General features: G+C 70.3%; 23 protein-coding genes. 12 read left to right on the top strand and 11 right to left on the bottom strand.

The window, feature by feature from the left end:
* Nucleotides 1-189 precede the first annotated feature (189 nt).
* Complete coding sequence (locus tag EER30_RS38235; RefSeq protein WP_127506246.1) at nt 190-1455, top strand: cation:proton antiporter; 1266 nt, start codon at nt 190-192, stop codon at nt 1453-1455.
* A 206-nt stretch (nt 1456-1661) separates the two neighbouring features.
* A complete protein-coding gene (gene nhaA / locus EER30_RS38230) occupies nt 1662-3527 on the top strand; it encodes a Na+/H+ antiporter NhaA (RefSeq protein WP_127506244.1) in 1866 nt (621 codons plus the stop codon).
* Nucleotides 3528-3570: 43 nt separating this feature from the next.
* On the opposite strand, the gene EER30_RS38225 is transcribed toward nhaA (EER30_RS38230), so the two are convergent.
* Nucleotides 3571-4044, bottom strand: a complete 474-nt coding sequence (locus tag EER30_RS38225) for an STAS domain-containing protein (RefSeq protein WP_127506242.1) — start codon at nt 4042-4044, stop codon at nt 3571-3573.
* Between the two features lie 115 nt (nt 4045-4159).
* Nucleotides 4160-4444 carry a GlsB/YeaQ/YmgE family stress response membrane protein gene (locus EER30_RS38220; protein WP_127506240.1) on the bottom strand — a complete coding sequence of 95 codons (285 nt, stop codon included), beginning with the start codon at nt 4442-4444 and terminating at the stop codon, nt 4160-4162.
* A gap of 725 nt (nt 4445-5169) precedes the next feature.
* Here EER30_RS38220 and EER30_RS38215 point away from each other — a divergent pair.
* Nucleotides 5170-5475 carry a BON domain-containing protein gene (locus EER30_RS38215; protein ID WP_127506238.1) on the top strand — a complete coding sequence of 102 codons (306 nt, stop codon included), beginning with the start codon at nt 5170-5172 and terminating at the stop codon, nt 5473-5475.
* A gap of 14 nt (nt 5476-5489) precedes the next feature.
* Here the strand turns inward: EER30_RS38215 and EER30_RS38210 are convergent, their stop codons facing one another.
* Together EER30_RS38210 and EER30_RS38205 are read right to left on the bottom strand one after the other, a co-directional pair.
* Nucleotides 5490-6176 carry a hypothetical protein gene (locus EER30_RS38210; protein ID WP_127506236.1) on the bottom strand — a complete coding sequence of 229 codons (687 nt, stop codon included), beginning with the start codon at nt 6174-6176 and terminating at the stop codon, nt 5490-5492.
* Nucleotides 6177-6482: 306 nt separating this feature from the next.
* A complete protein-coding gene (locus tag EER30_RS38205) occupies nt 6483-7094 on the bottom strand; it encodes a TetR/AcrR family transcriptional regulator (RefSeq protein ID WP_127506234.1) in 612 nt (203 codons plus the stop codon).
* Between the two features lie 67 nt (nt 7095-7161).
* Between EER30_RS38205 and EER30_RS38200 the strand changes: the two genes are divergently transcribed.
* The gene (locus tag EER30_RS38200; RefSeq protein WP_127506233.1) at nt 7162-7581 is read left to right on the top strand and encodes a nuclear transport factor 2 family protein; all 420 of its coding nucleotides are present in this window, start codon (nt 7162-7164) and stop codon (nt 7579-7581) included.
* Between the two features lie 264 nt (nt 7582-7845).
* Here EER30_RS38200 and nhaA (EER30_RS38195) read toward each other — a convergent pair whose 3' ends face one another.
* Nucleotides 7846-9117, bottom strand: a complete 1272-nt coding sequence (nhaA, locus tag EER30_RS38195) for a Na+/H+ antiporter NhaA (RefSeq protein ID WP_127506289.1) — start codon at nt 9115-9117, stop codon at nt 7846-7848.
* A 413-nt stretch (nt 9118-9530) separates the two neighbouring features.
* On the opposite strand from nhaA (EER30_RS38195), the gene EER30_RS38190 reads away from it, so the two are divergent.
* Both EER30_RS38190 and EER30_RS38185 read left to right on the top strand, forming a co-directional pair.
* On the top strand, nt 9531-10421 hold the full coding sequence (locus EER30_RS38190) for an ABC transporter ATP-binding protein (RefSeq protein ID WP_127506231.1): 891 nt from the start codon (nt 9531-9533) through the stop codon (nt 10419-10421).
* A complete protein-coding gene (locus tag EER30_RS38185) occupies nt 10418-12052 on the top strand; it encodes an ABC transporter permease (protein ID WP_127506229.1) in 1635 nt (544 codons plus the stop codon). Before EER30_RS38190 ends, EER30_RS38185 begins: the two co-directional genes overlap by 4 nt.
* Before the next feature lie 226 nt (nt 12053-12278).
* Here EER30_RS38185 and EER30_RS38180 read toward each other — a convergent pair whose 3' ends face one another.
* From EER30_RS38180 to EER30_RS38160, 5 genes are all read right to left on the bottom strand, one after another.
* Complete coding sequence (locus tag EER30_RS38180; protein WP_127506288.1) at nt 12279-12827, bottom strand: DM13 domain-containing protein; 549 nt, start codon at nt 12825-12827, stop codon at nt 12279-12281.
* A gap of 128 nt (nt 12828-12955) precedes the next feature.
* Nucleotides 12956-14008, bottom strand: a complete 1053-nt coding sequence (locus EER30_RS38175) for a sensor histidine kinase (protein WP_127506227.1) — start codon at nt 14006-14008, stop codon at nt 12956-12958.
* On the bottom strand, nt 14001-14684 hold the full coding sequence (locus EER30_RS38170; RefSeq protein ID WP_127506226.1) for a response regulator transcription factor: 684 nt from the start codon (nt 14682-14684) through the stop codon (nt 14001-14003). Before EER30_RS38170 ends, EER30_RS38175 begins: the two co-directional genes overlap by 8 nt.
* A gap of 65 nt (nt 14685-14749) precedes the next feature.
* Nucleotides 14750-16048, bottom strand: a complete 1299-nt coding sequence (locus EER30_RS38165) for a hypothetical protein (protein WP_127506224.1) — start codon at nt 16046-16048, stop codon at nt 14750-14752.
* Nucleotides 16045-17085 carry an NAD-dependent epimerase/dehydratase family protein gene (locus tag EER30_RS38160; protein WP_240670561.1) on the bottom strand — a complete coding sequence of 347 codons (1041 nt, stop codon included), beginning with the start codon at nt 17083-17085 and terminating at the stop codon, nt 16045-16047. The genes EER30_RS38165 and EER30_RS38160 overlap by 4 nt, the downstream gene beginning before the upstream one ends.
* A gap of 144 nt (nt 17086-17229) precedes the next feature.
* Here EER30_RS38160 and EER30_RS38155 point away from each other — a divergent pair, with 144 nt between their 5' ends.
* The 5 genes from EER30_RS38155 to EER30_RS38135 are packed head-to-tail and all read left to right on the top strand — an operon-like array spanning nt 17230 to nt 20813.
* Nucleotides 17230-17889: a glycosyltransferase family 2 protein gene (locus EER30_RS38155; RefSeq protein ID WP_127506222.1), complete on the top strand. Its 660-nt coding sequence runs from the start codon at nt 17230-17232 to the stop codon at nt 17887-17889.
* Nucleotides 17886-18521 (top strand): TIGR04282 family arsenosugar biosynthesis glycosyltransferase, encoded by a 636-nt coding sequence (locus EER30_RS38150; RefSeq protein WP_127506220.1) that lies wholly within the window; start codon nt 17886-17888, stop codon nt 18519-18521. Before EER30_RS38155 ends, EER30_RS38150 begins: the two co-directional genes overlap by 4 nt.
* Complete coding sequence (locus EER30_RS38145; protein WP_127506218.1) at nt 18518-19186, top strand: class I SAM-dependent methyltransferase; 669 nt, start codon at nt 18518-18520, stop codon at nt 19184-19186. The genes EER30_RS38150 and EER30_RS38145 overlap by 4 nt, the downstream gene beginning before the upstream one ends.
* Nucleotides 19159-20391 (top strand): molybdopterin-dependent oxidoreductase, encoded by a 1233-nt coding sequence (locus EER30_RS38140; RefSeq protein WP_127506216.1) that lies wholly within the window; start codon nt 19159-19161, stop codon nt 20389-20391. Before EER30_RS38145 ends, EER30_RS38140 begins: the two co-directional genes overlap by 28 nt.
* Complete coding sequence (locus tag EER30_RS38135) at nt 20388-20813, top strand: hypothetical protein (protein WP_127506214.1); 426 nt, start codon at nt 20388-20390, stop codon at nt 20811-20813. Before EER30_RS38140 ends, EER30_RS38135 begins: the two co-directional genes overlap by 4 nt.
* 82 nt (nt 20814-20895) lie before the next feature.
* On the opposite strand, the gene EER30_RS38130 is transcribed toward EER30_RS38135, so the two are convergent.
* The gene (locus EER30_RS38130; protein WP_240670560.1) at nt 20896-22878 is read right to left on the bottom strand and encodes a hybrid sensor histidine kinase/response regulator; all 1983 of its coding nucleotides are present in this window, start codon (nt 22876-22878) and stop codon (nt 20896-20898) included.
* A 263-nt stretch (nt 22879-23141) separates the two neighbouring features.
* Here EER30_RS38130 and EER30_RS47565 point away from each other — a divergent pair, with 263 nt between their 5' ends.
* A complete protein-coding gene (locus EER30_RS47565) occupies nt 23142-23294 on the top strand; it encodes a hypothetical protein (RefSeq protein WP_164842631.1) in 153 nt (50 codons plus the stop codon).
* Nucleotides 23295-23366 lie beyond the last annotated feature (72 nt).

The following is a 23366-nucleotide window of genomic DNA, read 5'->3' as shown; positions in this document are numbered from 1 at the left end:
CCGATTTCCTCACCTGGCGCGAATGTGCCGCCGCGGCTGCCGCGTGTGGCGCCCGAGCTGACACCGAGCTGTTCGCTGATCTCGCCGGCGGTCAGGGACGGCTGCTGTGTGAACACAGTCCTGTGACAACTGAAAGGCCTGGCCCGCGATGCATGCATGCAATATCGCGATTCGGGCACTGAGACGGGCGTGCAGCCTTCAGACGTCATCTTCGCCGTCGTTGGTGTCGGTGCTTTGCTCGCCGGCATTCTGCCGCGGCTGCTGGAGCGGCGGCCGCTGTCGATGCCGATCATCTTCGTCGGGCTGGGACTTCTCGTCTTCGGTCTGCCGATCGGTCTGCCCGACGCTGACCCGCTGGCCCACCCCAAGGTCACCGAGCACCTGACCGAGGTGGGTGTGATCGTCGCGTTGATGGGCGCCGGGTTGAAGATCGACCGGCCGTTGAGCCGGCGGGGCTGGGCGTCGACCTGGCGGCTGCTCGTGATCGCGATGCCGGTGACCATCGCCGTGACGGCGTTCCTCGGCTGGTGGTGGGCGGGGTTGGTGCCGGCGACCGCGCTGCTGCTGGGGGCCGCGCTCGCGCCGACCGATCCGGTGCTGGCGTCGGACGTGCAGGTGGGGGAGCCGACCGGCGAGGAGGACTCCGAGGACGAGGTGAGGTTCGCGCTCACCTCGGAGGCCGGGCTCAACGACGGATTGGCCTTCCCCTTCGTGTACGCGGCGATCGCGATGGCCGGCGCGGCCGGGCTCGGCTGGCTCGGCGAGTGGGCGTGGCAGGATCTCGCGTACAAGATCGTGGTGGGTGTCGTCGCCGGAGTGATCGTCGGCAAGCTGCTCGGACGGCTGTTCTTCCGGGCCCGGCTCGATGCGTTGCGACTGGCTCGTCACTCCGAGGGTTTTCTCGCGCTGGCGGCCACCTTCCTGGCGTACGGTCTGGCCGAGGTGGCTCAGGGGTACGGCTTCCTGGCGGTGTTCGTGGCAGCGCGGGCGATCCGGGCGGCGGAGCGATCGCACGAGTACCACCAGGTGCTGCACGACTTTGCCGAGCAGACCGAGCGTCTGCTGACCGTGCTGTTGCTGCTGCTGTTCGGCGGGGCAGTCGTTGGTGGCCTGCTGGGGCCGCTCACCTGGCCCGCGGCGCTCGCCGGCCTGGCGTTGATCTTCGTGGTGCGTCCGCTGGTGGGCGTCCTGTCGCTGCGAGGGGCACCGGGGCATCGGGCGGAACACTGGGTCATTGCGGTGTTCGGCATCCGCGGCATCGGGTCCTTCTACTACCTGTCATATGCGCTCACGCAGGCTGAGTTCCCGGCCGCCGACCTGGTCTGGGCGACGATCGGCTTCGTCGTCCTTGTCTCGGTCGTACTCCACGGGGTCGCGGCCACCCCGGTGATGCGCCGGCTCGACCGGGCCAACGAACGTACGCGTGACAAGGCGCCAGCATCCGAGAATGCCTGACTGTCGTCCCGGATCGGTCCGTCGCGCAAGGGGAGATCCTGACCGGAATCGTCCGCTGCAACCAGTGGCCGTTTCCGGGAACGCAAGCGTGACGAAGATCCGGTCTCATTCCGCTGGCCGTCTCATGACCAGTACGGTGAGGCCAGGTGTGCCGGGAAGCCTGGTCGGCGTGGATGGCTCCTGCCCGATCACGGAGGTCTCGCCGGATGAGTCTCACCACGCTGGTTCGGCGCATCGCCGAGGGCGGTCAGCTTCCCCGTACGGACCGTACGCTGCGTCTGGATCACCGGCTGCGCACCACGCTGGTCACCGAGACCCGTGGCGCCGCCGCGCTGCTTCTGGCGACGGTGCTCGCGTTGGTCTGGGCGAACGTGCCCGGCGCCGGGTACGAGACGGTCTGGCACACGGAGTTCAGCGTCGGGTTCGGCGACGCGATGATCACCGAAGACCTGCGGCACTGGGTCAACGACGGTCTGATGGTGTTCTTCTTCCTGCTGGCCGGCATGGAGATCCGGCAGGAGTTCAGCTTCGGCGACCTGCGTGATCGGCGGGCCGCGGTGGTGCCGATCGTGGCGGCGGCCGGTGGCATGGTCCTGCCCGCGGTGATCTTCGCGACGATCACGGCCGGCAGTTCGGCCCAGTCCGCGTGGGGCATGGCGATGGCCACCGACATCGCTTTCGCGCTCGGTGTGCTGGCGCTGGTCGGCCCGAGCTGCCCGGCCAACGTGCGGGTCTTCCTGCTCACCTTGGCTGTGGTCGACGACATCGGGGCGATCCTGGTGATCGCGGTCGTCTACACCGAGGCGGTGAACCTGGTCGCCTTGCTGACCGCGGCCGCCCTGCTCGGGGTGGCACTCGTGCTGCGGGCGGTCGGGGTGTGGCGGGCCACGCCGTACTTCGTGGTCGGGGTGGCGCTGTGGGTGGCCACGTACGAGTCGGGGTTGCACCCGACGATCGTGGGCGTGGTGTTCGGGCTGCTCACCCCGGCCTTTCTGCCCCGCACGGCTGATCTCGATCGGCTCGACAAGCTGATGCGGCGGTTGCGGCGGGAACCTGGGCCCGAGGCGGCCCGGCTGGTGTCGATCGCGGCGCAGGGTTCGGTGTCGTCCAACGATCGGCTGCAATATCTGCTGCGGCCGTGGACCAGCTTTGTGATCGTGCCGGTCTTCGCGCTGGCCAATGCCGGGGTCGCGCTCAGTTCGGATCTGCTGTCGCGGGCGGTGACCTCGCCGGTGACCTGGGGTGTTTTCGTCGGTCTGGTGGTCGGTAAGACGCTGGGGATCTGGGGCGCCACGGCGGTGGTGGTCCGCCTGCGGCTCGGGCGGCTGCCGTCCGGGGTGCGGCTGCCGCAGGTGCTGTCGGTCGGGGCGGTCGCGGGGATCGGCTTCACCGTCGCGTTGTTCATCGCCGAGCTGGCGCTGCCCGATGAGCAGGTCCGCGACGAGGCCAAGGTCGGGATCCTGGCCGCGGCCGTCGCCGCGACAGCGCTGGGCTGGCTGTTGTTCCGGGTGCCGTGGCCCCGGCCTGCTCGTGACGAACCGTCGGATCTGCAGCCGTCGGCTGATCCGGACGAACATGTCCGGGGTCCCGCCGGCGCTCCGGTGGAGCTGGTGCAGTTCGGCGACTACGAGTGCCCGTTCTGCCGTGCCGCCGCACCCGCAGTGGCCGGCCTGGTCGCCCGCCACCCGAACGATCTGCGGTACGTCTGGCGGCACTTCCCGATCGAGGAGGTCCACCCGTACGCCCGGCGAGCGGCCGAGGCCGCTGAAGCGGCCGCGATGCAGAACCGGTTCTGGCCGATGCACGACCGGCTGATCACCGCCGAAGCGGTCGACGACGAAGCGCTGACCGACCTGGCCCGCGAAGCCGGCCTGGACGTACGCCGGTTCGAGTCCGACCGCGCGTCGGCCGTCGCGTCCGCACGCGTCGACGCCGACCTGCGCAACGCCCGCGACAGCGGCGTCGACGGCACGCCCACGTTCTTCGTCAACGGCCACCGCGTTGACGGCACCATCGACGAGGTGATCGCCGAGGTTGAACGCACGCTCGCCAAACCGGCTCGCTCCCAGTGAATCCGCTCACCTGTGCACGACCACGCACCTGGGCTGCGTTTATCTAGCTGAGCGCTTCCGGATGAGGCGACTCCACGATGTCCGTGGTCTCTGGGGCGGGCCAATCGGCATAGATGGAGAAGGCACCGTCCAGGCGCATGGTGTGCAGCACGGTACGGACGAAGCGCGACGGTGCCACCAGTCCGAACGTGCCGTCGTGCTGGCGGGCCTCTTGCCGCGCCCGGACCAGCAAGCCCAGGGCGGTCGAGTCGATGAAGCCGACCTCGCGCAGATCGACCACCACCGTCGAGTAGGTCGCCGACGCGTGCATGAGGTCGTCCCGCAGGCATTCGCTGAGCGCGGCGTCGAGGTCGGTGAGCGGTTTGAGAACGCGGTGTCGCCGTCGGCGCGGATCAGGAAGGACGGGCCATGGGTACGCGGTCGTGACGCCGGCTCGGGCTCGGCGGGCGGGTCTGCGGCGCTGCACGACCGGCAGCTGTGCGGGCCGGTGGAAAACGCCGATCCGGTCCAGCCGCATCCCGAGACCATCGGCCAGACGAGATCCGCGACGGAGGTGGTAGCGGTGGTCGTCTCCTCAGCGCCGCACCGGTCACAGATGAGCAGGGCGGTGCGCTCACCGGCCGGAACAACCGTCACCGCGACCCCCGAACGGTGCTGTGGGACCTGTCGGCCGTGGCCGCGACCAGAGCCACCCCGACCGACGCGAAGATCACCTGGAGGACCACCTCGACGGCGGTCACTCCCGCGGTGTCGACGCCGGCCAGCCGGGCGACGACAGTGGCCAGGACGGCCGCTCCGACGGAGACGGCCACCGGCACCCAGAACGGCACGACGCGCCCAGCGGGCACAAGTGAACGGCCGGCAAGACCGAGGACCACGCCGACGGCCAGAGCGGTGACCAGACTGCTGAGAGTCATGAGCGCTATCCTTCGCCTTCCGGTTCTATGGCCTTACCGGTAACGACTTTCAGCATGCCGGGCGCGCGCGGCGGTCGTTGGCCGAGCGTGTGACAGTCGGATGACAAAAGGGCGCAGCCGAGGATCCGTCCTTCGAGGCGGCAACCCGCACCCCGCTCGAGTGGAACAAACTGGCCCGAGTTGTGCTGATCATCCTGGCCGCGTTCGCCTGGGCCGGGTTGTCCGTCCTCATGGTCGTCTGGGGCTGGCCTGGTGCGTTCGTAGCCGTTTCGGCCGTGGCCGTGGGTGTCGTGCTCGCACGGCGCCTCACTCGCAACCGTCCAGGGCGACAGCGACGCCTGACTCCTCGTCGGCGGAATGGCAGTACCCGCTCGGCTTCGAGACGTCACTCCTCGTTCGATGTCGTGGTCGCGCACGGCCTCGACGACAAGACGAGGCCCCCGGCGTGGCACGGCACTTGAAGCGAATCGCCATGGTCATTCCGCCGCGCTCCAGCGGTCGATGGCACTTCCCGCACATCGGTGGCTGTCACGGAGCCGGGGCTGCCGTTCCGCATCGGTCCTGACGTCGGTCTCTTCTATGTCGACGTGGCGCACCCGGGAGCGGTCCCGGCCGGGTGAAACGCCCGGCGTTGTCACACGACTGTCATACCTCGGAAGGAGGGTCGCCGTACGAGATCGGCATTGTCGAGACCTGCGGTGCGTGTGTGGAAAGGTGATGCTTCGATGAAGTCCTACGGCCCGTCTCCCGATGACGACTGGTCCTCCTACGACCAGGAAGAGCCGGCGATCCTGCCGCTCGACGAGGTCGTCGAAGCTGACATCCGGATCGTCGACGGTGTCGCGGCGGCCCTGGCGTATGACGTCACCGTGCGCGGCCGTCGTCTTGAGGTGCTGGTTCAGAACCAGGTGGTGATTCTGCTCGGCGAGGTGGAGTCGGAGGACGTACGGATGGCGGCCGGCCTAGTGGCCTGGGCGGTGCCGGAGGTCTACGACGTCTGCAACCGCCTTACCGTCACATCCGGCATTTGAGATCGGTTGGCGGCTCAGGGGCGGCTGATCCACCGTACGAGACGATGGCCCAAACCTCTCCACCGTGACTCGGCCATCGCCGCCACGATCTCGTCACGCAACTCCGGATGTTCCGTCAGGACCTTGCGGGCGACGGTGATCGGCCAGGTGGAGAACCGGTGGAAGAACAGGAATGGGCCGGTTACGGCCGGGATGGCCACCAGCAGAATCATCGCCGAGATCATCGCCCAGACGATCACCGCAGCGGACCACTGCGGAACGGTGACATCTGCGAGGTGCAGCACCGACATGCTCTCGGCCAGAACAACCAACAGCATCACCACAGTGAAGGCCAGGGTGGGAATCAGACGGAGCAGCAGGTAAGACACCCCAGGCACGGAGCCGGTTGCGGCCAGCGATTCGATGAATTCGGGACTGACCACCTTCACCAACTTGGCGCGAGCGGCATCGTCGAGATTCGGATCGTCGCGGATCAATTCGGCGAGAGAGCGGGGCGGGTCAGCACTTTTCTCCTCATGGGTCCGGCGTCTTTCCTCATAGGCCGTCACGACGACATCGACCATCATGGTCGAGAGCTGTTCTATCTCCTTGAAGCGGCTCGACACGATCCGCGAGTGCACCGCGAGCTCGATCGAGGCCGCGAAGGCGAACACTGGCAGCGTCTGCGCCGCGGTCGCGGCCAAGTCGTCAGTGAGGACCACTGCCCAAGTCTGGCATCCGTCGTCACCGCTGGCAGGGTCGATCGGCCGGGCAGGTCTTCCGCCTTGAGCGCCGGGCTGGACCGCCAGAACGCTGCGACAGCGACCGGCTGCCCAACGGCAACCGGCTCCGGTTCCGGCTCGAGACGGGACGCCCCGTGTCGGCGTACGGGTTCCAGTGCACGTCCGCCACCCACGATGGGTCATCGGTGGACGCGAGATGGCGCCCGCATCGCTGCGGATCTGGACACGGAACAGCGGCCGATCGATCCGCGGAGGTCAGTGCGTCTGGCGGGGCGGCTCCGAAGGTTAGCCCTCCTTCGTGAGCGGTTGGCTGAGAACGAGCCGCAAGACGCTGTCGCGGTAGGCCGCTCCGGCCTCGTCCGGGCCCATGCGACCGGCGGTGACTTGCCGGCCTGCGGCGTGGCCGAGAGCAATGGTGGCGCTGATCATCCAGTCTTCGGAATAGCGTGCCTCGAACACGCCCGCCTGCCGGCCGCGCCGGACCAGTTCGCTAAGTCGGGTGGTGACAGGTTGGTGTAGGTCGTGCTTGTCGGCCGGTGGCGCAGCGTCGGCGATGATCGGGCTGAGCAGGACCGGGTAACGTTTCACGATTGCCCAGCTCGCTTCCAGCCAACGGCGTAGTGCTTCGCCCGGGGGCGGTGTCGTCAAGTCGAGTGCACCCAGCACACTTGCCGTTTCGGCAGTGAGGTGGTCGACCACGGCGGCCAGCAAGGCCGTGCGGGACGGGAAGTGCGCGTAGACCGTCTGCCGCACCACTCCGGCCGCCGCGGCGATGTCTTCGATGCTGGCGTCAGTTTGCCGACCCAGCACGGTGATCGCCGCGTCCAGCACTGCACCACGGCTGCGCTCGGCATCCAGTCGCCGCTTGCGGCTTCGCTGAGCAACGGGTTCGGCCATATTGCCAAGCTTAGAGGTCGGGCTTATCTTAGACATTGATGTCCAAGATAAGTTTCGAGGGGCCGACATGCGTCAGCAATTCTCCCGTACGCCCGGTGATGATCTGATTGGCTACTTGACTCGGTATCCGCAGGAACTCACGTTCGGCGACGAGGACCCGGCGGCCGTGTTCGGTCGCTATCACACCGACGACTTCGTGCTCCGTAATGATGGCGTCCGCCTCGACAGGGAGCGGCTGCTTGCCCATGTCGAGGTCGGCCGTCGGAACGCCACGCAGGTCAATGTCGAGGTGCACGATGCGCTGGCCTCTGGCGGGCAGGTCGCCGCTCGTTACACCCTGACCGCCGTGATGCGTCGGGGCCAGGTGATCACGACAGAGATCCACATGTTCGGTCAGCTCGCCGCGGATGGCCGCCTGTGCAGGGTGGAGCAACTGTCGCGAGACGTCTCGAGGAAAGACTCGAGCAGCGCAGAGCAACCGGCGTAAAAGAGCCCCGTCCGACATCCGGACATCGGTATTATGCAGGTAATCCTTGGCAAGTTGATCATTAGACTTGGCCGCCGCCGACCAGCCGTCAGCGTTGCCCGATCACCGCGCGGACCGGCTACCGCTGACGAGGCCGCCACCCCCGACGACGTACGGGCCTGACAGCGCCACTCCCGGGACCCGTTCACCATCGAGGAGGCCGACGATTTACCTGGGCCGAGCCCGGGTCGGCCGGTCAGGACGGCGCCGGCCTGCGAGCTGGGCTCACGCGGTCGGGTGTTCCTGCTGGTAGACGTCGGGAACACCGTCGGCGTCGGTGTCGGCGGACTCCTGTTCGTGCAATCGCCGGTAGTGGCGGTTCCGGGAGCGCAGCACGATCGCGGCCAGCAGGGCGGACAGCAGCGACCCGGTCAGGACGCCGATCTTGGCGTACCCGTCGGCGGCGGTTCCGAGGCCGAAGGCGAGCTCGCCGATCAGCAGGGAGACGGTGAAGCCGATGCCGCCGAGCAGGGCGACGCCGAGGACGTCCCACCAGCTGACCCCTTCGGCGAGCTGGGCGCGGGTGAAGCGTTGCACCAGATAGGTGGACCCGGTGATGCCGATGGCCTTGCCGACGACGAGGGCGGCGACGATGGCCAGGGTAATGGTGTTGGTCAGCCCTGTGCCCAGCCCACCGGCGTCGGCGATGGTGACCCCGGCGGCGAAGAACGCGAACACGGGAACGGCGAAGCCGGCGGAGATGGGCCGCCACCGATGCTCCATGTGCTCGGCGAGGCCGTGCTCGCCGCGGCGGCCGCGGACCGGCACGGTGAAGGCGAGCAGCACCCCGGCGACGGTGGCGTGAATCCCGGACTCGTGCACCAGCGCCCACGCCACCACGGCCAGCGGCAGTAGCAGCCACCAGCGGGTGATGCCCCGCTGAACGAGGAACCCGAAGGCGGCGATGGCGACCAGGGCCAGAGCCAGAAACCCGAGGTGCAGCGACGAGGAGTAAAAGAGCGCGATGATGGTGATGGCGAGCAGGTCGTCGACCACGGCCAGAGTGAGCAGGAAGGTGCGCAGGGCGCTGGGCAGGTGCGTGCTGATCACGGCCAGCACGGCCAGGGCGAACGCGATGTCGGTGGCGGTGGGGATGGCCCAGCCGGACAGAGCGTCCCCGCCGGCTCGGACGGCGATGAGCGTGAAGATCAGGGCGGGCAGGGCCATACCGCCGACCGCCGCTGCGACCGGCAATGCGGCCCGGCGGGCCTCACGTAGGTCACCGGCGACGAACTCCCGTTTGAGTTCGAGCCCGGCGACGAAGAAGAAGATCGCCAGCAGCCCGTCGGCTGCCCAGGTCGCCAGGGCCAGGTCCAGATGCAGGGCAGCGGGGCCGACCCGCAGCTCGGAGAACCGGTGGTAGAGGTCCGACCAGGGCGTGTTGGACCAGATCAGCGCGGCGACCGCGGCGACCAGCAGCAATACCCCGCCGACGGTCTCCATTCGCAATATGTCGGCGACGCGGCGGGCCTCGGCCCAGCTGCCGCGGGCGAACATGCGAAACGGATTGGTCGGTGGCACAGGGGTCTCCTCGGCAGGGGTCGCTGACAGAATCGCCGACCAGACTTCCCGGCACACCTACCGATCACGATAGTGGAAGTTCCCGGCATGCGCCCGGTTTGCAGCAGGGGCGCAGGAGTTGCGATGGTCACTACGGTCCTGGCCGGAACCCCAATGCCGGGTATGGCCCTGCCGTCGTACTGCCAGGACGACCCGAGACGCCAAGGACAGCAGCTCTGGCGACGGCCGACGCGTCCGCCACGGGCAGCCCTGCTCCAACGTGCCCTGCACGATCTGAGCGGCGCGTCGTGTCTTTCCCCGGTCGGGTTTGAGGGGTACGGTCAGCCTCAGGTGCGCCGGGAAGCCTGGTCGGCAGTTGAGTCCGTTCCTGCCCTCGAAAGGCCGCCGCCATGAGTGCCGCTGCTGTGCGCACCGACAATTTGACCAAACATTACGGTGCGGTTCGCGCCCTCGACCAGCTCGACCTGCACGTCGCCGCCGGGGAAGTGTTCGGTTTCCTCGGCCCCAACGGCGCCGGCAAATCGACCACCATCAGACTGCTTCTCGGGCTGGCCCGGCCGACTGCCGGTACCGCGCACCTGTTCGGCATCCCGTCCTCCGACGTCGCGGTCACCCACCGGCGCCTGGCCTATGTGCCCGCCGATGTCGCGCTGTGGCCGCAACTGACCGGCGCGGAGATCCTCGAGCTGCTGGCCCGCACCGGGCCCGGCACCGACCGGGCCTATCAGGCCGAACTGGTCGACCGGTTCAGTCTCGACCCGAACAAGCCGGCCCGCACATACTCGACCGGCAACCGGCAGAAGGTGGCCCTGGTCGCGGCGTTCGCCACCCGCGCCCCACTGCTGATCCTCGACGAGCCGACCAGCGGCCTCGACCCGTTGATGGAACGCGAATTCCGCACCGCCGTACGCGAAGCGTGCGACCGCGGCCAGACCGTCTTCCTCAGCTCCCACCAACTGGCCGAGGTCGAGGCCGTCTGCGACCGGGTCGCGATCCTGCGCACCGGGCAACTGGCCGAGGTCGCCACCGTCAACGACCTGCGCCGGCTGCACCGCACCGAGATCGAAGTCAGCTTCACGGGCGCGCAGCCCGACCTGAGTACGGTGACCGGAGTGGACGACATCGACACCGTCGCCGCGGGACGGATCCGGTTCTCCCTGACCGGTCCACCCGCCCCGGCCCTGAAGGCCCTCGCCGCCGCCGACGTGGCCACGCTGAGCGTCCGGGAGCCGTCCCTCGAGGAGATCTTCCTCGGCTACTACGGCGAGGCCGGCCGATGACCACCATCGACACCGCCCCCAGCACTACGAACCTCACCGACATGGTCTCCCGGCCAGGGCGGACGGCCACCGCGCTGACCGTTCGGCAGGTACGCCGCGGCGCGGCCCTGGTCGCAGTCCTGGCCGCCGCCATGTCCGCACTGGTGGCAGGCACCCACGCCAGTACGGTCAGCAGCCCGGCTCAGGCCGAGGCCTTGGCCGCGCTGGCCGGCAACCCGGCTATCCGCACCCTGTTCGGTGAACCTACCGACCTGGCCGACCCCGGCGGCTTCACCGTCTGGCGTACCGGCATCTTCCTGGCCGTCCTGATCGGCGCCTGGACTCTGCTCGCCACGACCCGGATCACCCGCGGCGAGGAGGACGCCGGCCGCGTCGACCTGCTCCTGTCCGGTCCGCTCACCGCCCGCCACCTGTTGCGACGCCAACTCGTGGTGCTCCTGACCGCCGCCGCAATCGCCGGCGCCGCCGCCACCGTCGCGCTGCTCGTCGCCGGCACCGACCCCGCCGGTGCCGTCGTGCACGGCAGCGGTCTGGCCTTGATCGGCATGTTCTTCGCCGGCACCGGCGCTTTGACGGCGCAGGTCTTCACCGCGAGATCCGCTGCCACCGGCGGCGCGGTCGCCGTGCTGGCCGTCGGACTGATGCTGCGGATGGTCGGTGACGGCGCCCCCCAGCTGGGCTGGGTGCGCTGGCTGACCCCGTTCGGCCTGACCGGGCTCAGCCGCCCCTATGACACCAACCGGTGGCTGCCCCTGCTCGTGCTCGCCGCGGCGACCGCTGCTGTAACTGTGGCCGCGGTCCTCGCGGGCCGGCGCGACGTGCGCGGCGGATGGGTCACCCCGGCCGCAGGCCGGCCACCCCGGTTCGCACTGCTCGGTTCGGTGCCGGCTTTCGCCTTGCGCCGGATGCTGCGGCCGCTGGCCGGCTGGGCGACCGGTATCGGCGCGTACTTCCTGCTCATCGGGCTGATCGCCGAGTCGATGATTACCTTCTTGGCCGACAACCCGCACTTCGCCGACCTCGCCGCCCGGGCGGGCTTCGCCGGTCTGGACGCCGTGGAAGGCTACGCGGCCACCCTGTTTGCGCTGCTCGCCCTGCCGGTCAGTGGCTTCGCCACCGCCCGCATCACCGCCCTGCACGCCGACGAGACCGGTCGCCGCTGGACGCTGCTGTGCGCCGGTCCTAGGACCCGGCGTTCCGCTGCGGGCGCGGAAGTTTTGATCACAACGGCCGGATCGGTCGCCCTGACGCTGGTGGCCGGCGCGGCCGTCGCGGCGGGCGCCGTCGTGTCCGGGGCACCGCTGAGCTTGACGGAAGCGTTGGCCGGGGCACTCAACGTACTCCCGGTCGCCCTGCTGGGACTGGGTGCGGCCGTGCTCGCGCTCGGCGTGGCGCCACAGTTCATCGGATGGATCGCCGCCCTGCCCACCGTCGGCGGTTTCCTCCTCCTGATCCTCGCCGACAGCATCGACGCCCCGGCATGGATCGCCAAGCTGTCCCCGTTCGCCCACCTCGCCCGGGTGCCGGCTGAAGGACCACAGGTGACCGCGGCCGCGATCATGCTGTTGTTGGGCGGCATCGGCTGCGTTGTCGGCTTGGCAACCTACGGACGCCGGGACCTTGCCACCTGACTCGTGCCGCGCGAAGACCTCGTGCGCTGCTCGCAGCGGATCCTGCTGGGCCAGCGCAGCAACGGGCCGGCCGGGCCGGGCCATAAGGTAGGCGTTAACGGTCTCGTCGATGCCGGAGGTCTCGGGTGCCGAGCCGGCTGCGGCAACCCGCCGCCGGACGCCGACCTGGCCGCTGCTTCGCTACGCTGAGCCTTCCGTTGCTGGCCTTGACCAGGCGGAACACATCCTACGACGAGCCGAAGGCGAGTTCCGCGGCACCGAAGGAGACGGCGAATCGCTTGCACCAGATGCTGACACTGCGGAACGCCGCCGGGTCGACACCGGCGGCCAGGCGGTACACCTGATCGCCGTGGTTGCCTTTGAGCTTGCCCAACTCCACGTACCGGCCGTCGTCGAACACCCGCCAGCCGGCCGTGCCTGTCCGAACCCGCTGGTCGGACAACCACACCCGCAGGTCGGGGCCGTCGCTGGTGTCCAATCCGGCGATCTCCAGCTGGTGGCTGCCGTCCGGGTTGCGAACCATCCGGACCGTGCCGCTGGTGTCGTGTTCGTGTGTGACGAAAGTACCCTCCGCGACGACCGCCGACGCCGCCGGATCGCTCGCAGATGCGGCGAGGGACCGAGACGGCTGCGGGGCAGAGGAAAGGGTGTCCGCCACGACCGTGTCGGTGAACAACCGCCAAGGCTGGAACCAGTACGACGCACCTGCGCCACTGATGCCGAGCGCTACAACGATGATCCAGGTGGCGGGCCTGCGGAGAAGACGGCGAATCACGATTTCAGTCAAGCCGCACGACCTGTTGGCCGCCAGACGAATCGGCTTACGATTCGCTTACGGGAGAAGCGGAAGTAGGCCGGACGAAGGGGGACTGCGCGGCGCGCCTTTCCAGGACGGCGTTGCCGTCAGGTGACAGGGTGGGCCGGGCGCCGGGTGACCTGGGCCGGCGTGCTGGGCAGGCGGACGAGGAAGCGACAGCCCGTGCCGGTGTTGCCGACGCCGACCTGACCGCCGTGTGCTTCGACCAGTCCGCGGACGATGGCCAGGCCGAGGCCGCCGCCGGAGGTTCCCGCGGGCGTGGGGGTGCGGGCGCGTTCGCCGCGGAACGCGACGTCGAAGACGCGGGGCAGGTCGGCGTCGGGGATGCCGCCGCAGGTGTCGGTGACGGCCAGCCAGCAGTCCTGGTCGTCGTGACCCGCCTCGATGTGCACGGTGCCGTCGGGCGGGGTGTATCGCACGCTGTTGACCAGCAGGTTGGTGACCACCCGGGCGAGTTCGGGCTCGCTGGCCAGCACGGTCGGCCAGCCAGACTCGGCGGCGACCAGGCGGATGCGGCGGTGCGCGGCGAGCGGCGCGGTGGCGGCGATCGCTTCGGAGACGACGTCGCCGAGCGGGACCTGGGCGAGGGCGAGCCGCAGCGCGCCGGCGTTGATCCGGGACAGTTCGAACAGGTCGTCGACGAGGCGGGTCATCCGGTCGGTCTCGACCCTGATCCGGTGGTGGTAGTCGGTGACGGCGGCGGGGTCGGCCACGACCTTGTCCTCCAGGGCCTCGGCCATCGCGCGCAACCCGGCCAGCGGTGTGCGCAGGTCGTGCGAGACCCAGGCGACCAGTTCCCGGCGGCCGGCCTCGAGTCGGCGTTCCCGGTCGCGGGCCTGGGCCGACCACATGGCGGACGCGGCGAGGCGCCGGCCGGATGTGGCGCCGACGGCGAGGCTGACCAGGGCGGCGGCGACCACGGTGAGCAGTACGACTTGAAGGTCGTGCGGGGACAGGAACATGGCTTGGGCGACCGTGACGACGCCGGCGACGACAGCGGTGACGGTGACGACGAGCAGGACCGCGATGTGTACCGCGATCGAGCGGCCGGTGAGCCGGCGCAGGACGACCATTCCGGCCGCGCCGACTGCCCCCCCGGCCAACAGGGCGTACAGGGCGATGAGCATCAGATCAGTCATGGGTGCGCTCGTATCGGTAGCCGACGCCCCAGGCGGTGAGGATGCGCCGGGGCGCCGCTGGATCGGCCTCGATCTTCTCGCGCAGCCGGCGGACGTGGACAGTGACCGTCGACTGGTCGCCGAAGTTCCAGCCCCACACCTGTTCGAGCAGTTCGGCGCGCGACCAGGCCCGGGCCGGGTGGCGCAGCAGGAAGACGAGCAGGTCGAACTCGCGGACGGTCAGCGCCAGCGGCCGGTCGCCGAGGTGGGCCAGCCGGCGTCCGGTGTCGGCGGTGAGGTCGCCGTCGCGCAGCCGGGCCGGCTCGGCCGCGGGTGCGCTGCGGCGCAGCACCGAGCGGACACGCAGCACGAGCTCCCGCGGCGAGAACGGCTTGGTGACGTAGTCGTCGGCGCCGACCTCGAGGCCGAGGACCCGGTCGGACTCCTCGCCGAGCGCGGTCAGCATCACCACCGGCAGGTCGGGCATCCGGTCCCGCAGCCGCCGGCAGACCTCGAGGCCGTCCAGGCCGGGCATCATCAGGTCGAGGACGACCAGGTCGGGCCGCTCCTCGTCGACCGCGGCCAGGGCGGTCAGGCCGTCGGCGGCGAGGCGCACGCGGCTGCCGTCCTGCTCGAGGTAGCGGCGGACGACGTCGCTGACGGTCGGGTCGTCGTCGACGACCAGCACATGGGCCACGTTCTGACGCTACCGAACCAGTGCCGTGTGATCGGTTCGGAGACCTTTCCAGATTCTTACGATCGTCACCAGGTGGTCAGCAGCAGATGGTTGACCAGCAGGGCGACCGCGGCCTGGGCGACGAGCCAGAACCTGCGCCCGGCCGGGGGGATCAGGACGGCGCCGGCGAGCAGCCAGACGGCGAACGGCAGCCAGATCCGTTCCACCTCGGCCTTGCTGTAGCCGGACACGTCGGCGGCCAGGATCGCCAGCAGCGCCGCGGCCGGCAGCAGAACGACCGGCCGCGGCCAGGGACGCTTGATCGCGGCCCGGCGCAGGATCACGGCGGCGGCCGGTCCGGCGCAGACGGCCACGAGTGCGAGGTCGGCCCAGATCCAGTACGCGTACGGGCGGACACTGGCGACGCCCTGGTAGTACCGGACCGTGACGAGGTGGTAGCCGTCCAGCCACCAGAAGCCGGCCAGGGTGAATGCTGTCACGACGACGGCAGCCCCGGCCAACGCCGCGATCACGGGCCGGAGACGGCCGGCGAGGAGCACGACGGCCAGCGCAGGCACGGCGAGCAGGACCAGACCGTACGAGAGAAAGAGGCCCCCTCCGAGGAGCAGCCCCGCGCCGAGGCCGATGACCAGGCTGTTCCGGCGCGCGGCGACGGCGAGTAAGGCCAGGCCGGTGGCGGTGACTCCGGCGAACAGCCCGTCGGCGGAAACACCGATCCACACCGCGCCGGGAAACAGCACCAGGAACGGGACGGCGGCGCGGGCGGCGACCTCGTCACCGAGGGCCCGGAGCGTGACCGGTACCGCGACCGCGCACAGCGCGCCGACCGCCACGCAGGTCAGCGCCGCCCAGCCGCCCCCACCGAGGCCGACCCGGTCGAGGCCGACGAACACGAGAAGTGCGCCGGGTGGGTGCCCGGCGACATGGGTGGTCCAGGAGTCCGGCTGGAAGTCGAGGATGCGGCCGGTGAAGCCGCGCAGCATCGCGCGTACGTCGATGACCCCGCCGACCTCGCTGAGGTATTCGTGGCGGGTGGTGAGCCGGTCCGCGACACCACGGCGCCATCCGTCCACCAGTGCGAGCGACAGAATCCAGACCGCGGCCACCGCGTAGGTGAGACCGAGCAGGCGTCGCCAGGGCAGGGCCGCCGCGAGGCGTGGGCCGTGCCAGATCACCAGTACGGCGGTGGCCACCGCGAGCGGTGTGCCGGGGCCGAGGTGGGGCAGCCAGTGGGCGGTGAACGGGGCGGAGCTGGCGTGCACCGGGTGCCCGGCGAGATACAGGATTCCGCCGGCCAGCCCGGACAGCGCTACCAGGCCGAGTGCGGCGCCCGCTGCGGCGAGGTCGGCGCCGCGCACCCTCATCCGCGCAACGCGGCGTGGGCGAACTCGGCGACCCCAATCCGCAGGTCTGTCCTGGCCGTGAAACCCAGCTCGGTGGTGGCCCGGGCGGGCGAGGCCACGACGTGCCGCACGTCGCCGAGCCGGAAGTCGCCCGTGACGACCGGACGGGGCCCGCCGACGGCCTCGGCCAGCGCCGTGGCCATCTCACCGACCGTCGCCGGCCGACCGGACGCCACGTTGTAAGCGCGGAACCCGGCCGGTGCGTCCAGGGCGGCCACGTTGGCCCGGGCCACGTCGGACACGTGCACGAAGTCGCGCCGCTGGCCGCCGTCCTCGAAGACCGCCGGGGCCCGCCCGGCCTGCAGCGCCGATCGAAAGATGGCCGCGACCCCGCTGTACGGGGTGTCCTTCGGCATGCCCGGCCCATAGACGTTGTGGTAGCGCAGCGCGGCCACCGAGCCGCCGGTCTGCCGGGCCCACGCCGCGCTCAGATGTTCCTGGGCGAGCTTGGTGGCCGCGTACACGCTGCGCGGATCGAGCACGGCGTCCTCGTCGACGAGCGCCGGGACCAGCTCCCGTCCGCAAGCCGGGCAGGCCGGTTCGAAGCGGCCCGCGGCCAGATCCGCGACGTCCCGCGCCGCCGGGCGGACCGGGCCGTCGGCCGGGCAGGTGTAGGCGCCCTCGCCGTAGACGACCATCGAGCTGGCCAGCACGAGGCGGTGGATGCCGGCGCGGGCCATCGCGGCGAGCAGGACGGCGGTGCCGAGGTCGTTGCAGCCGACGTAGTCGGGTAGGTCGTCCAGGTCGACGCCCATGCCAACCATGGCGGCCTGGTGTACGACGGCGTCGATCCCGCGCAGCGCGTCTGTCACGGCGGTACGGTCGCGGACGTCAGCCCGCAGCACGGGAATGCCATGAATGTCGAGGGGGAGCGGGCCGGAGTGTGCGGCGGGATGGGCGGAGTCGAGCAGGCGCACCTGGTGTCCGGCGTCGAGCAGGGCGGCAGTCACGTGGGTGCCGATGAAACCGGCGCCGCCGGTCACGAGTACGTGGGTCACGCGAACGACCGTAGGCGCTTCGCGGCTCCCGGAGGCCACCGTGGACGAACATGTCAGCGGTTCGTAAGGACTGCCGTGGACGTAAGCGATCGGTAATGCCGAACCGTCGTTCCGGGCGCCACGGCGCCGCTAACTTCGTCGGTCATGACCGATGTCGTACTGCCCTGTCTCAACGAGGCTCCCGCTCTGCGACGGTTGCTCGGCCGGATGCCGGCCGGATATCGGGCGATAGTGGCCGACAACGGTTCGACCGACGGCTCGGCCCAGGTGGCGCGGGACTTCGGCGTGCCCGTGGTGACCGTGCCTCAGCCTGGCTACGGCGCGGCCGTGCACGCCGGGCTCCTAGCCGCCGACCCCACCGACGGGGTCGTCTGCGTGATGGACGCCGACGGCTCGTTCGATCCGGCCGACCTGCCGCTCGTCGCCGACCCCGTGCGGGCCGGGGCCGTGCGGCTCGCCGTGGGCCGGCGCCGCCCCGTCAACCGCGACGCCTGGCCGGCGCACGCCCGGCTCGCCAACGCCGTGCTGGCCCGCCGTCTGCGCCGCACCACGGGGCTGAACGTGCACGACATCGGCCCGATGCGCGCCGCCCGGCGCGACGACCTGCTCTCGCTCGGCCTGCGCGACCGCCGCTTCGGCTATCCGCTGGAACTGCTGATCGCCGCCGCCCGCGCCAGATGGACAGTTGCCGAGGTCGACGTCGCGTATCACCGCCGGACCGCGGGAACCAGATCCAAGGTCACCGGTACGGTGCGAGGAACAGCCCGCGCGATCCGCGACATGAGCGCGGTGCTGGCCCGATGACCGCCCAGATCCTGGTCCTGGCCAAGACGCCGGTACCCGGCCGGGTCAAGACCCGGCTGTGTCCACCATGCACGCCGGCCCAGGCGGCCCGGATCGCCGCCGCGGCTCTCGTCGACACCGTGAACGCGGTCTCGGCGACCCCGGCGGCCGGGCGAACCCTGGTCGTCGACGGTGATCTCCCGGCCCCGCCGGGCTGGAGCCGGGTGGTCCAGCGCGGCGACCGGCTCGGCGAACGTCTCGCGTACGCCTACGCCGACACCGCAGTGCCGGGCCGGGCCGCTCTGCTGATCGGCATGGACACCCCGCAGGCCGGCCCGCGGCTGCTCGCACGGGCAATCACCGCCCTGGGCGGGGATGACGTCGACGCCGTGCTGGGCCTGGCCGAGGACGGCGGCTGGTGGGCGCTGGGGCTGAAGGACCCGTCTCACGCGCAGGTGCTGCCGGAGGTGCCCATGTCGACCGCCGAGACCGGCGCGCGCACCCTGGTCGCGCTGGCGGACCGCGGCCTGCGGGTCGCCGCCCTCCCCTCGCTGACCGACGTCGACACCGTCGCCGCGGCGCGAGTGGTCGCCGCCCTGTGCCCACCCGGCAGCAGGTTCACCGCCACCGTGACCGCGGAGCTCGGCGCATGACCGCCCCGTCCACGACGCTCCCCGGCGCCCTGGCGGTCTTCGACGGGGCCCTCGCCGGCGCCGCCGCCGGCCGGCCCGTGGTCCTGACGGTCCACGACGAGACTGGGGCCCGGCAGCAGGTCGACGCCGCGTCCTGGAACCGGCCCCACCTTCCCGGTGATCGCCGGCTGCTCGACCGGTGCTCCGGACCGACCCTGGACGTCGGTTGCGGCCCGGGCCGGCTCACCTACGCCCTCGGGCGTCTCGGTCACCCGGCCCTCGGCATCGACATCAGCGCCGAGGCGATCCGGCTGGCCCGGGCCCGCGGCGCCACCGCACTGCGCCGCGACGTCTTCTCACCCCTGCCCGGCGAAGGTAGGTGGCGGCACCTCCTGCTGGCCGACGGCAATATCGGTATCGGCGGCGACCCGGCCCGGTTGCTGCGCCGCTGCCGGCAGTTGCTCGCCGCGGACGGCCGGCTGCACGTCGAGGTCGCCGGGCCGGGCACACCCAGCTGGTCGGGCCGGGCCCGGCTCAGCGCGGACGACGCCCGGCCGAGCGAACCGTTCCGGTGGGCCGTGCTCGGTGTAGACGACCTACCGGCAATCGCCTCGGCGGCGGCTTTGCGCACCCTGACGACCTGGACGGAGGCGAACCGATGGTTCGCGACCTTGCAGCCGGCATAGTGGGGCTCGCACGGCGGGGACACGCCTGGCTCAACACGCCCCTACCCCCGCCACCGGCGACCCTGCGCCGCGGGCCGCTGCGGCGCGGCGCGTTCGAGTCCCGGCTGCGTTCACCCCGGCTGACCAGCCTGCTCGGATCGGCTCTCGCCGTCGCCTTCACGGTCTGTTTCGTGACCGGGCTGATCAGTCACTTCATCCAGCACCCGCCGTCCTGGTTCGTCTGGCCGTCGCGGCCGGTCAACCTTTACCGCGTCACCCAGGGCGTGCACGTGGCGACCGGTCTGGCCTCGGTGCCGTTGCTCGGCGCGAAGCTGTGGTCGGTCTATCCGCGGCTGTTCGGCTGGCCTCCGGTACGCAACCTCGCCCACATGATCGAACGTGCGAGCATCGCCGCGCTGGTCGCCGCCGCCCTGTTCCAGCTGATCAGTGGCATCCTCAACATCGCCCGCTGGTACGCGCCGATGCCGTTCTTCTTCACCGCCGGACACTACTGGTCGGCCTGGCTGGCGATCGGCGCCCTGCTGACCCACATCGGCGTCAAACTTCCGATCATCCGGACGGCGCTGACCCGGCCCACCCCGGACCGCGTCATCGACGGCGGGCTGACCCGCCGCGGGCTGCTCGGCGCGGCCGGCGCGGCCGCCGGGATCATCACCCTGGCCACCGCCGGGCAGACGATCGCCCCGCTCGCGCCGGTCTCGGTGCTCGCACCTCGCCGGCCAAGAAGCGGGCCGCAGAACGTTCCGGTCAACAAGACCGCCGGCGACGCCGGAGTCCGCAACGCTCTGTTCGATCCGGCCTATCGGCTGACCGTGGCCGGTCCGGCCCGTACGGTGCGGCTCGCCCTCACCGACCTCGCCGCGCTGCCGCAGCACACCGTGGCGCTGCCGATCAGTTGTGTGGAGGGCTGGAGTTCCATCGGGACGTGGACCGGGGTGCGGCTGCGCGACCTCGTCGTGCTGGCCGGCGCCGATCCGGACGACGCCGAGGCGTACGTCGAGTCTCTCGAGGCCCGCGGCCGGTATCGCGCCACGACGGTGCCGCCGACACACGTCCGGGATCCGTACACGCTGATCGCGATGCGGCTCGGCGGCGAGCCGCTGCACCCGGACCACGGGTACCCGGCCCGGCTGATCGCCCCGAACCGCCCCGGCGTGCTCCAGACCAAATGGGTCAGCCGGATCACGGCACGGAGTGCGCCATGAAGACCGTGCGACGAGCCCTGATCGGGGCCGGTGTGCTCAGCATGACGTACGCGGCGATCGGCGCGCTCGCCGACCCGGACGTCAAAGGCGGCGCCTTGCTCTTCCTGATCGGGGTGCTCATCGCTCACGACGCGATCCTGCTGCCGCTCGTCGTCGGGGTCGGAGCGCTGATCGGCCGGTTCGTCCCGCTGCGGCGGCGCGCCCTGGTCCGCGCGGCGTTGCTGATCACCCTGGCGGTGACCATCGTGGCCGTGCCGTTGGTTCTCGGCGCGGGCCGGGCCGCCGACAACCCGTCCCTGCTGCCGCTGAACTACGGCCGCGGCCTGCTCGGTATCTACGGCGCCATCTGGGTGTCGGCAGCGTTGGCCGCCGCAGCGCGGGCCTGGAAGGAGCGGCCCGCGCGGACACCGAGCGCGCCGTAGCCGGGTCGCCCGTGTGTACGCCGCCATCCTTTCTGTCCCGGACAAACTGCGGCGCAAGCGTGGCCGGAGCGGTCCGGCATCACTATCGGCTGGTGGGCGCGGCGTGCGAGAACCATGCTTCGGCGACCTTGGTGAGGAGCACGTTGGCGGTGAACGGCTTCTCGACGAAGCTGACGTCGTCGTCGAGGATGTGGGTGGTGCCCAGGAGGCCGTTGCTGTATCCGGACATGAAGACGACCGGCAGGTCTGGGCGGTGTTCCAACAGTCGGCGGGCGAGCTGGGTGCCGGACATCTCGGGCATGATGACATCGGTGAGCAGGATGTCGCATCCGTGGCGGTGGAATTGATCGAGCGCTTCGAGGCCGTTGGCCGCGCTGATGACGTGGTATCCGCCGGTGGTGAGGATGCGGGTGATGACCCGGCGCAGGGGCTGTTCGTCCTCGACGACCAGAACGGTGCGGTCCTGGCCGCCGGGCGGCTCGGCGGGGCGTGTGGTCGTGGTAGGGGTGTTTTCGCGGCCGGTGGTGACGATCAGCGGGAGGTAGATGCGAAATGTCGTGCCGATGCCGGGCTCGGAGTAGACGTTGATGCCGCCGCCGGCTTCGGTGACGATGCCGTAGACGGTGGCCAGGCCGAGTCCGGTGCCCTTGCCGCGGGGTTTGGTGGTGTAGAACGGCTCGAAGATGTGCTCGAGCACCTCGTGGGGGATGCCATGTCCGGTGTCGCTGACCAGCAGCCGGGCGTACGCGTCGGCCGGTAGTGGCGGTTGGATGTCGACTTCGTCGCCGGTGAGATCGGTGGTGCCGGCTTCCAGGACGATGGTGCCGCCCTCGGGCATGGCGTCGCGGGCGTTGATCGCCAGGTTGAGCAGGATCTGTTGCAGCTGTCCGGGGTCGACGTGCACGGTCACGGTGTCCGGGAAGGGCTGGGCGAGCAGGGTGATGTGCTCGCCGATGGTGCGTTCGAGGATGGTGTGTACCTCGCCCAGCGCGATGTTGAGATCGACGTTCTGAGGCTGGATGGCGTCGCCCCGGGTGAAGGTCAGTAGCTGCCGGGTCAGGTTGGTGGCCCGGTCGGTGGCGCCGCGTACCTGACGCAGGTCGGCCTGGACCTCGGGTTTGTCGTCGCATCCCTCGATGGCGAAGTCGGTGTAGTTGGCGATGATCGCCAGGATGTTGTTGAAGTCGTGGGCGACGCCGCCGGCGAGCTTGCCGAGGCTTTCCATGCGCTGCGCCTGGTTCGTACGGTCGGCGATCGCCTGCTGGCGTTCGGCCAATTCCCGGGCGGCGGTGACGTCGCGGGCGATCAGGGACACGCCGATGGTCCGGCCGGCGTGGTCGGTGATCGCATTGATGCTGAATGCCACGTCGACCGGGGTGCCGTCCTTGCGCAGCCGTTGCCCTTCGTAGCTGATGGTGCGTTCACCGTCGCGGAGGCGGGCCAGGACCTTACTCTGCTGTTCACTGCCAGGGCCGTCCGCCAGGATTTCGGCCGTCCGGCCGATGACCTCGTCCGCCTGGTAGCCGAACAGGAGTTCGGCGCCGTGGTTCCACGCGGTGATCACGCCTTCCGGGCTGGCGCCGATCACGGCGTCGTTGCTGTGCTCGACCACGGTGGCCAGGGTCGCCCGGTGGGCCTCGGCGGCATCGCGGGCGGCCCGTTCCCGTGCGCCGGCCGCGTCGAGCACCTGTTTACCCGCAGGATCGACATAGATCGCGCCCGCGCTCAACAGGACCCCGTAGGCGCGGCGCAACGTCCAGTAGTAGACGCCGATCGCGGCCGTCGCGATGTCCCACGCGGCTGACATCGCGAAGGTGTCTGACCCTGCCATACCGGCGTGGGCGGTGCCCGGCGAACCGGTCGCCGATTGCAGCGCCATGACCGCGTGCAGCCCGTGGCCCAGCGAACAACTGAAGAAGATCATGGCTGTCGCCGTGGCCAGCTTATTGGTGCGCAACTGCCCGGTCTGAAGGACCGGCACCACGATCGCCACAGTGATCGCGGCATACGCGACCATGATCACCAGATTCGCGGCAAGGAACACCTGATTCAGCACATCTGTCACGTCGGTATGTTCGACCGCCGAATGAGTGCCGCGATGGTCTGACGTTCGACCTCGAGGAAATCCGGCCGGATCAGCTGACGAATGACCACCAGCCTGGACTCGAACCGTTGCGATACCACGAGAAGGGAGCGACGACCGTGAAGATTCTCGTCAGCGCCGCCAGCAGGCACGGGGCCACCGCGGGGTCGCGACCCCCCATCTGCGCCCGGGTTGCTGCTCCCGAAGCCGTCGGCCGCCGCCGGGCCTGATGGAAACCGATCGGTATGGAAAGGCTCGGCAACTTCTGTACCGAGGGGTACGATGCGGTCAGCCGTTACATCATGACGATCGCGTTCGGCCTCACGGTGCAGGCCGTCAACGGTCGCTCTGAGGGCGTTCTCGCCGCCGTCGACGTAGAGGTTGGCGCCGAGGATTAAAGCTTTCCCATGAACAAGGGCGAGGACACAGCCACCGGACCTTGACCGTGTCGCAAGAACACGGTGTCGGCT

Origin of the sequence: Actinoplanes solisilvae, assembly GCF_003999975.1 — a bacterium.
GTDB classification, from domain to species: Bacteria; Actinomycetota; Actinomycetes; order Mycobacteriales; family Micromonosporaceae; genus Actinoplanes; species Actinoplanes solisilvae.
Note: the sequence above shows the minus strand (reverse complement) of the source record. Positions and strands in the feature narration are given on the sequence as shown.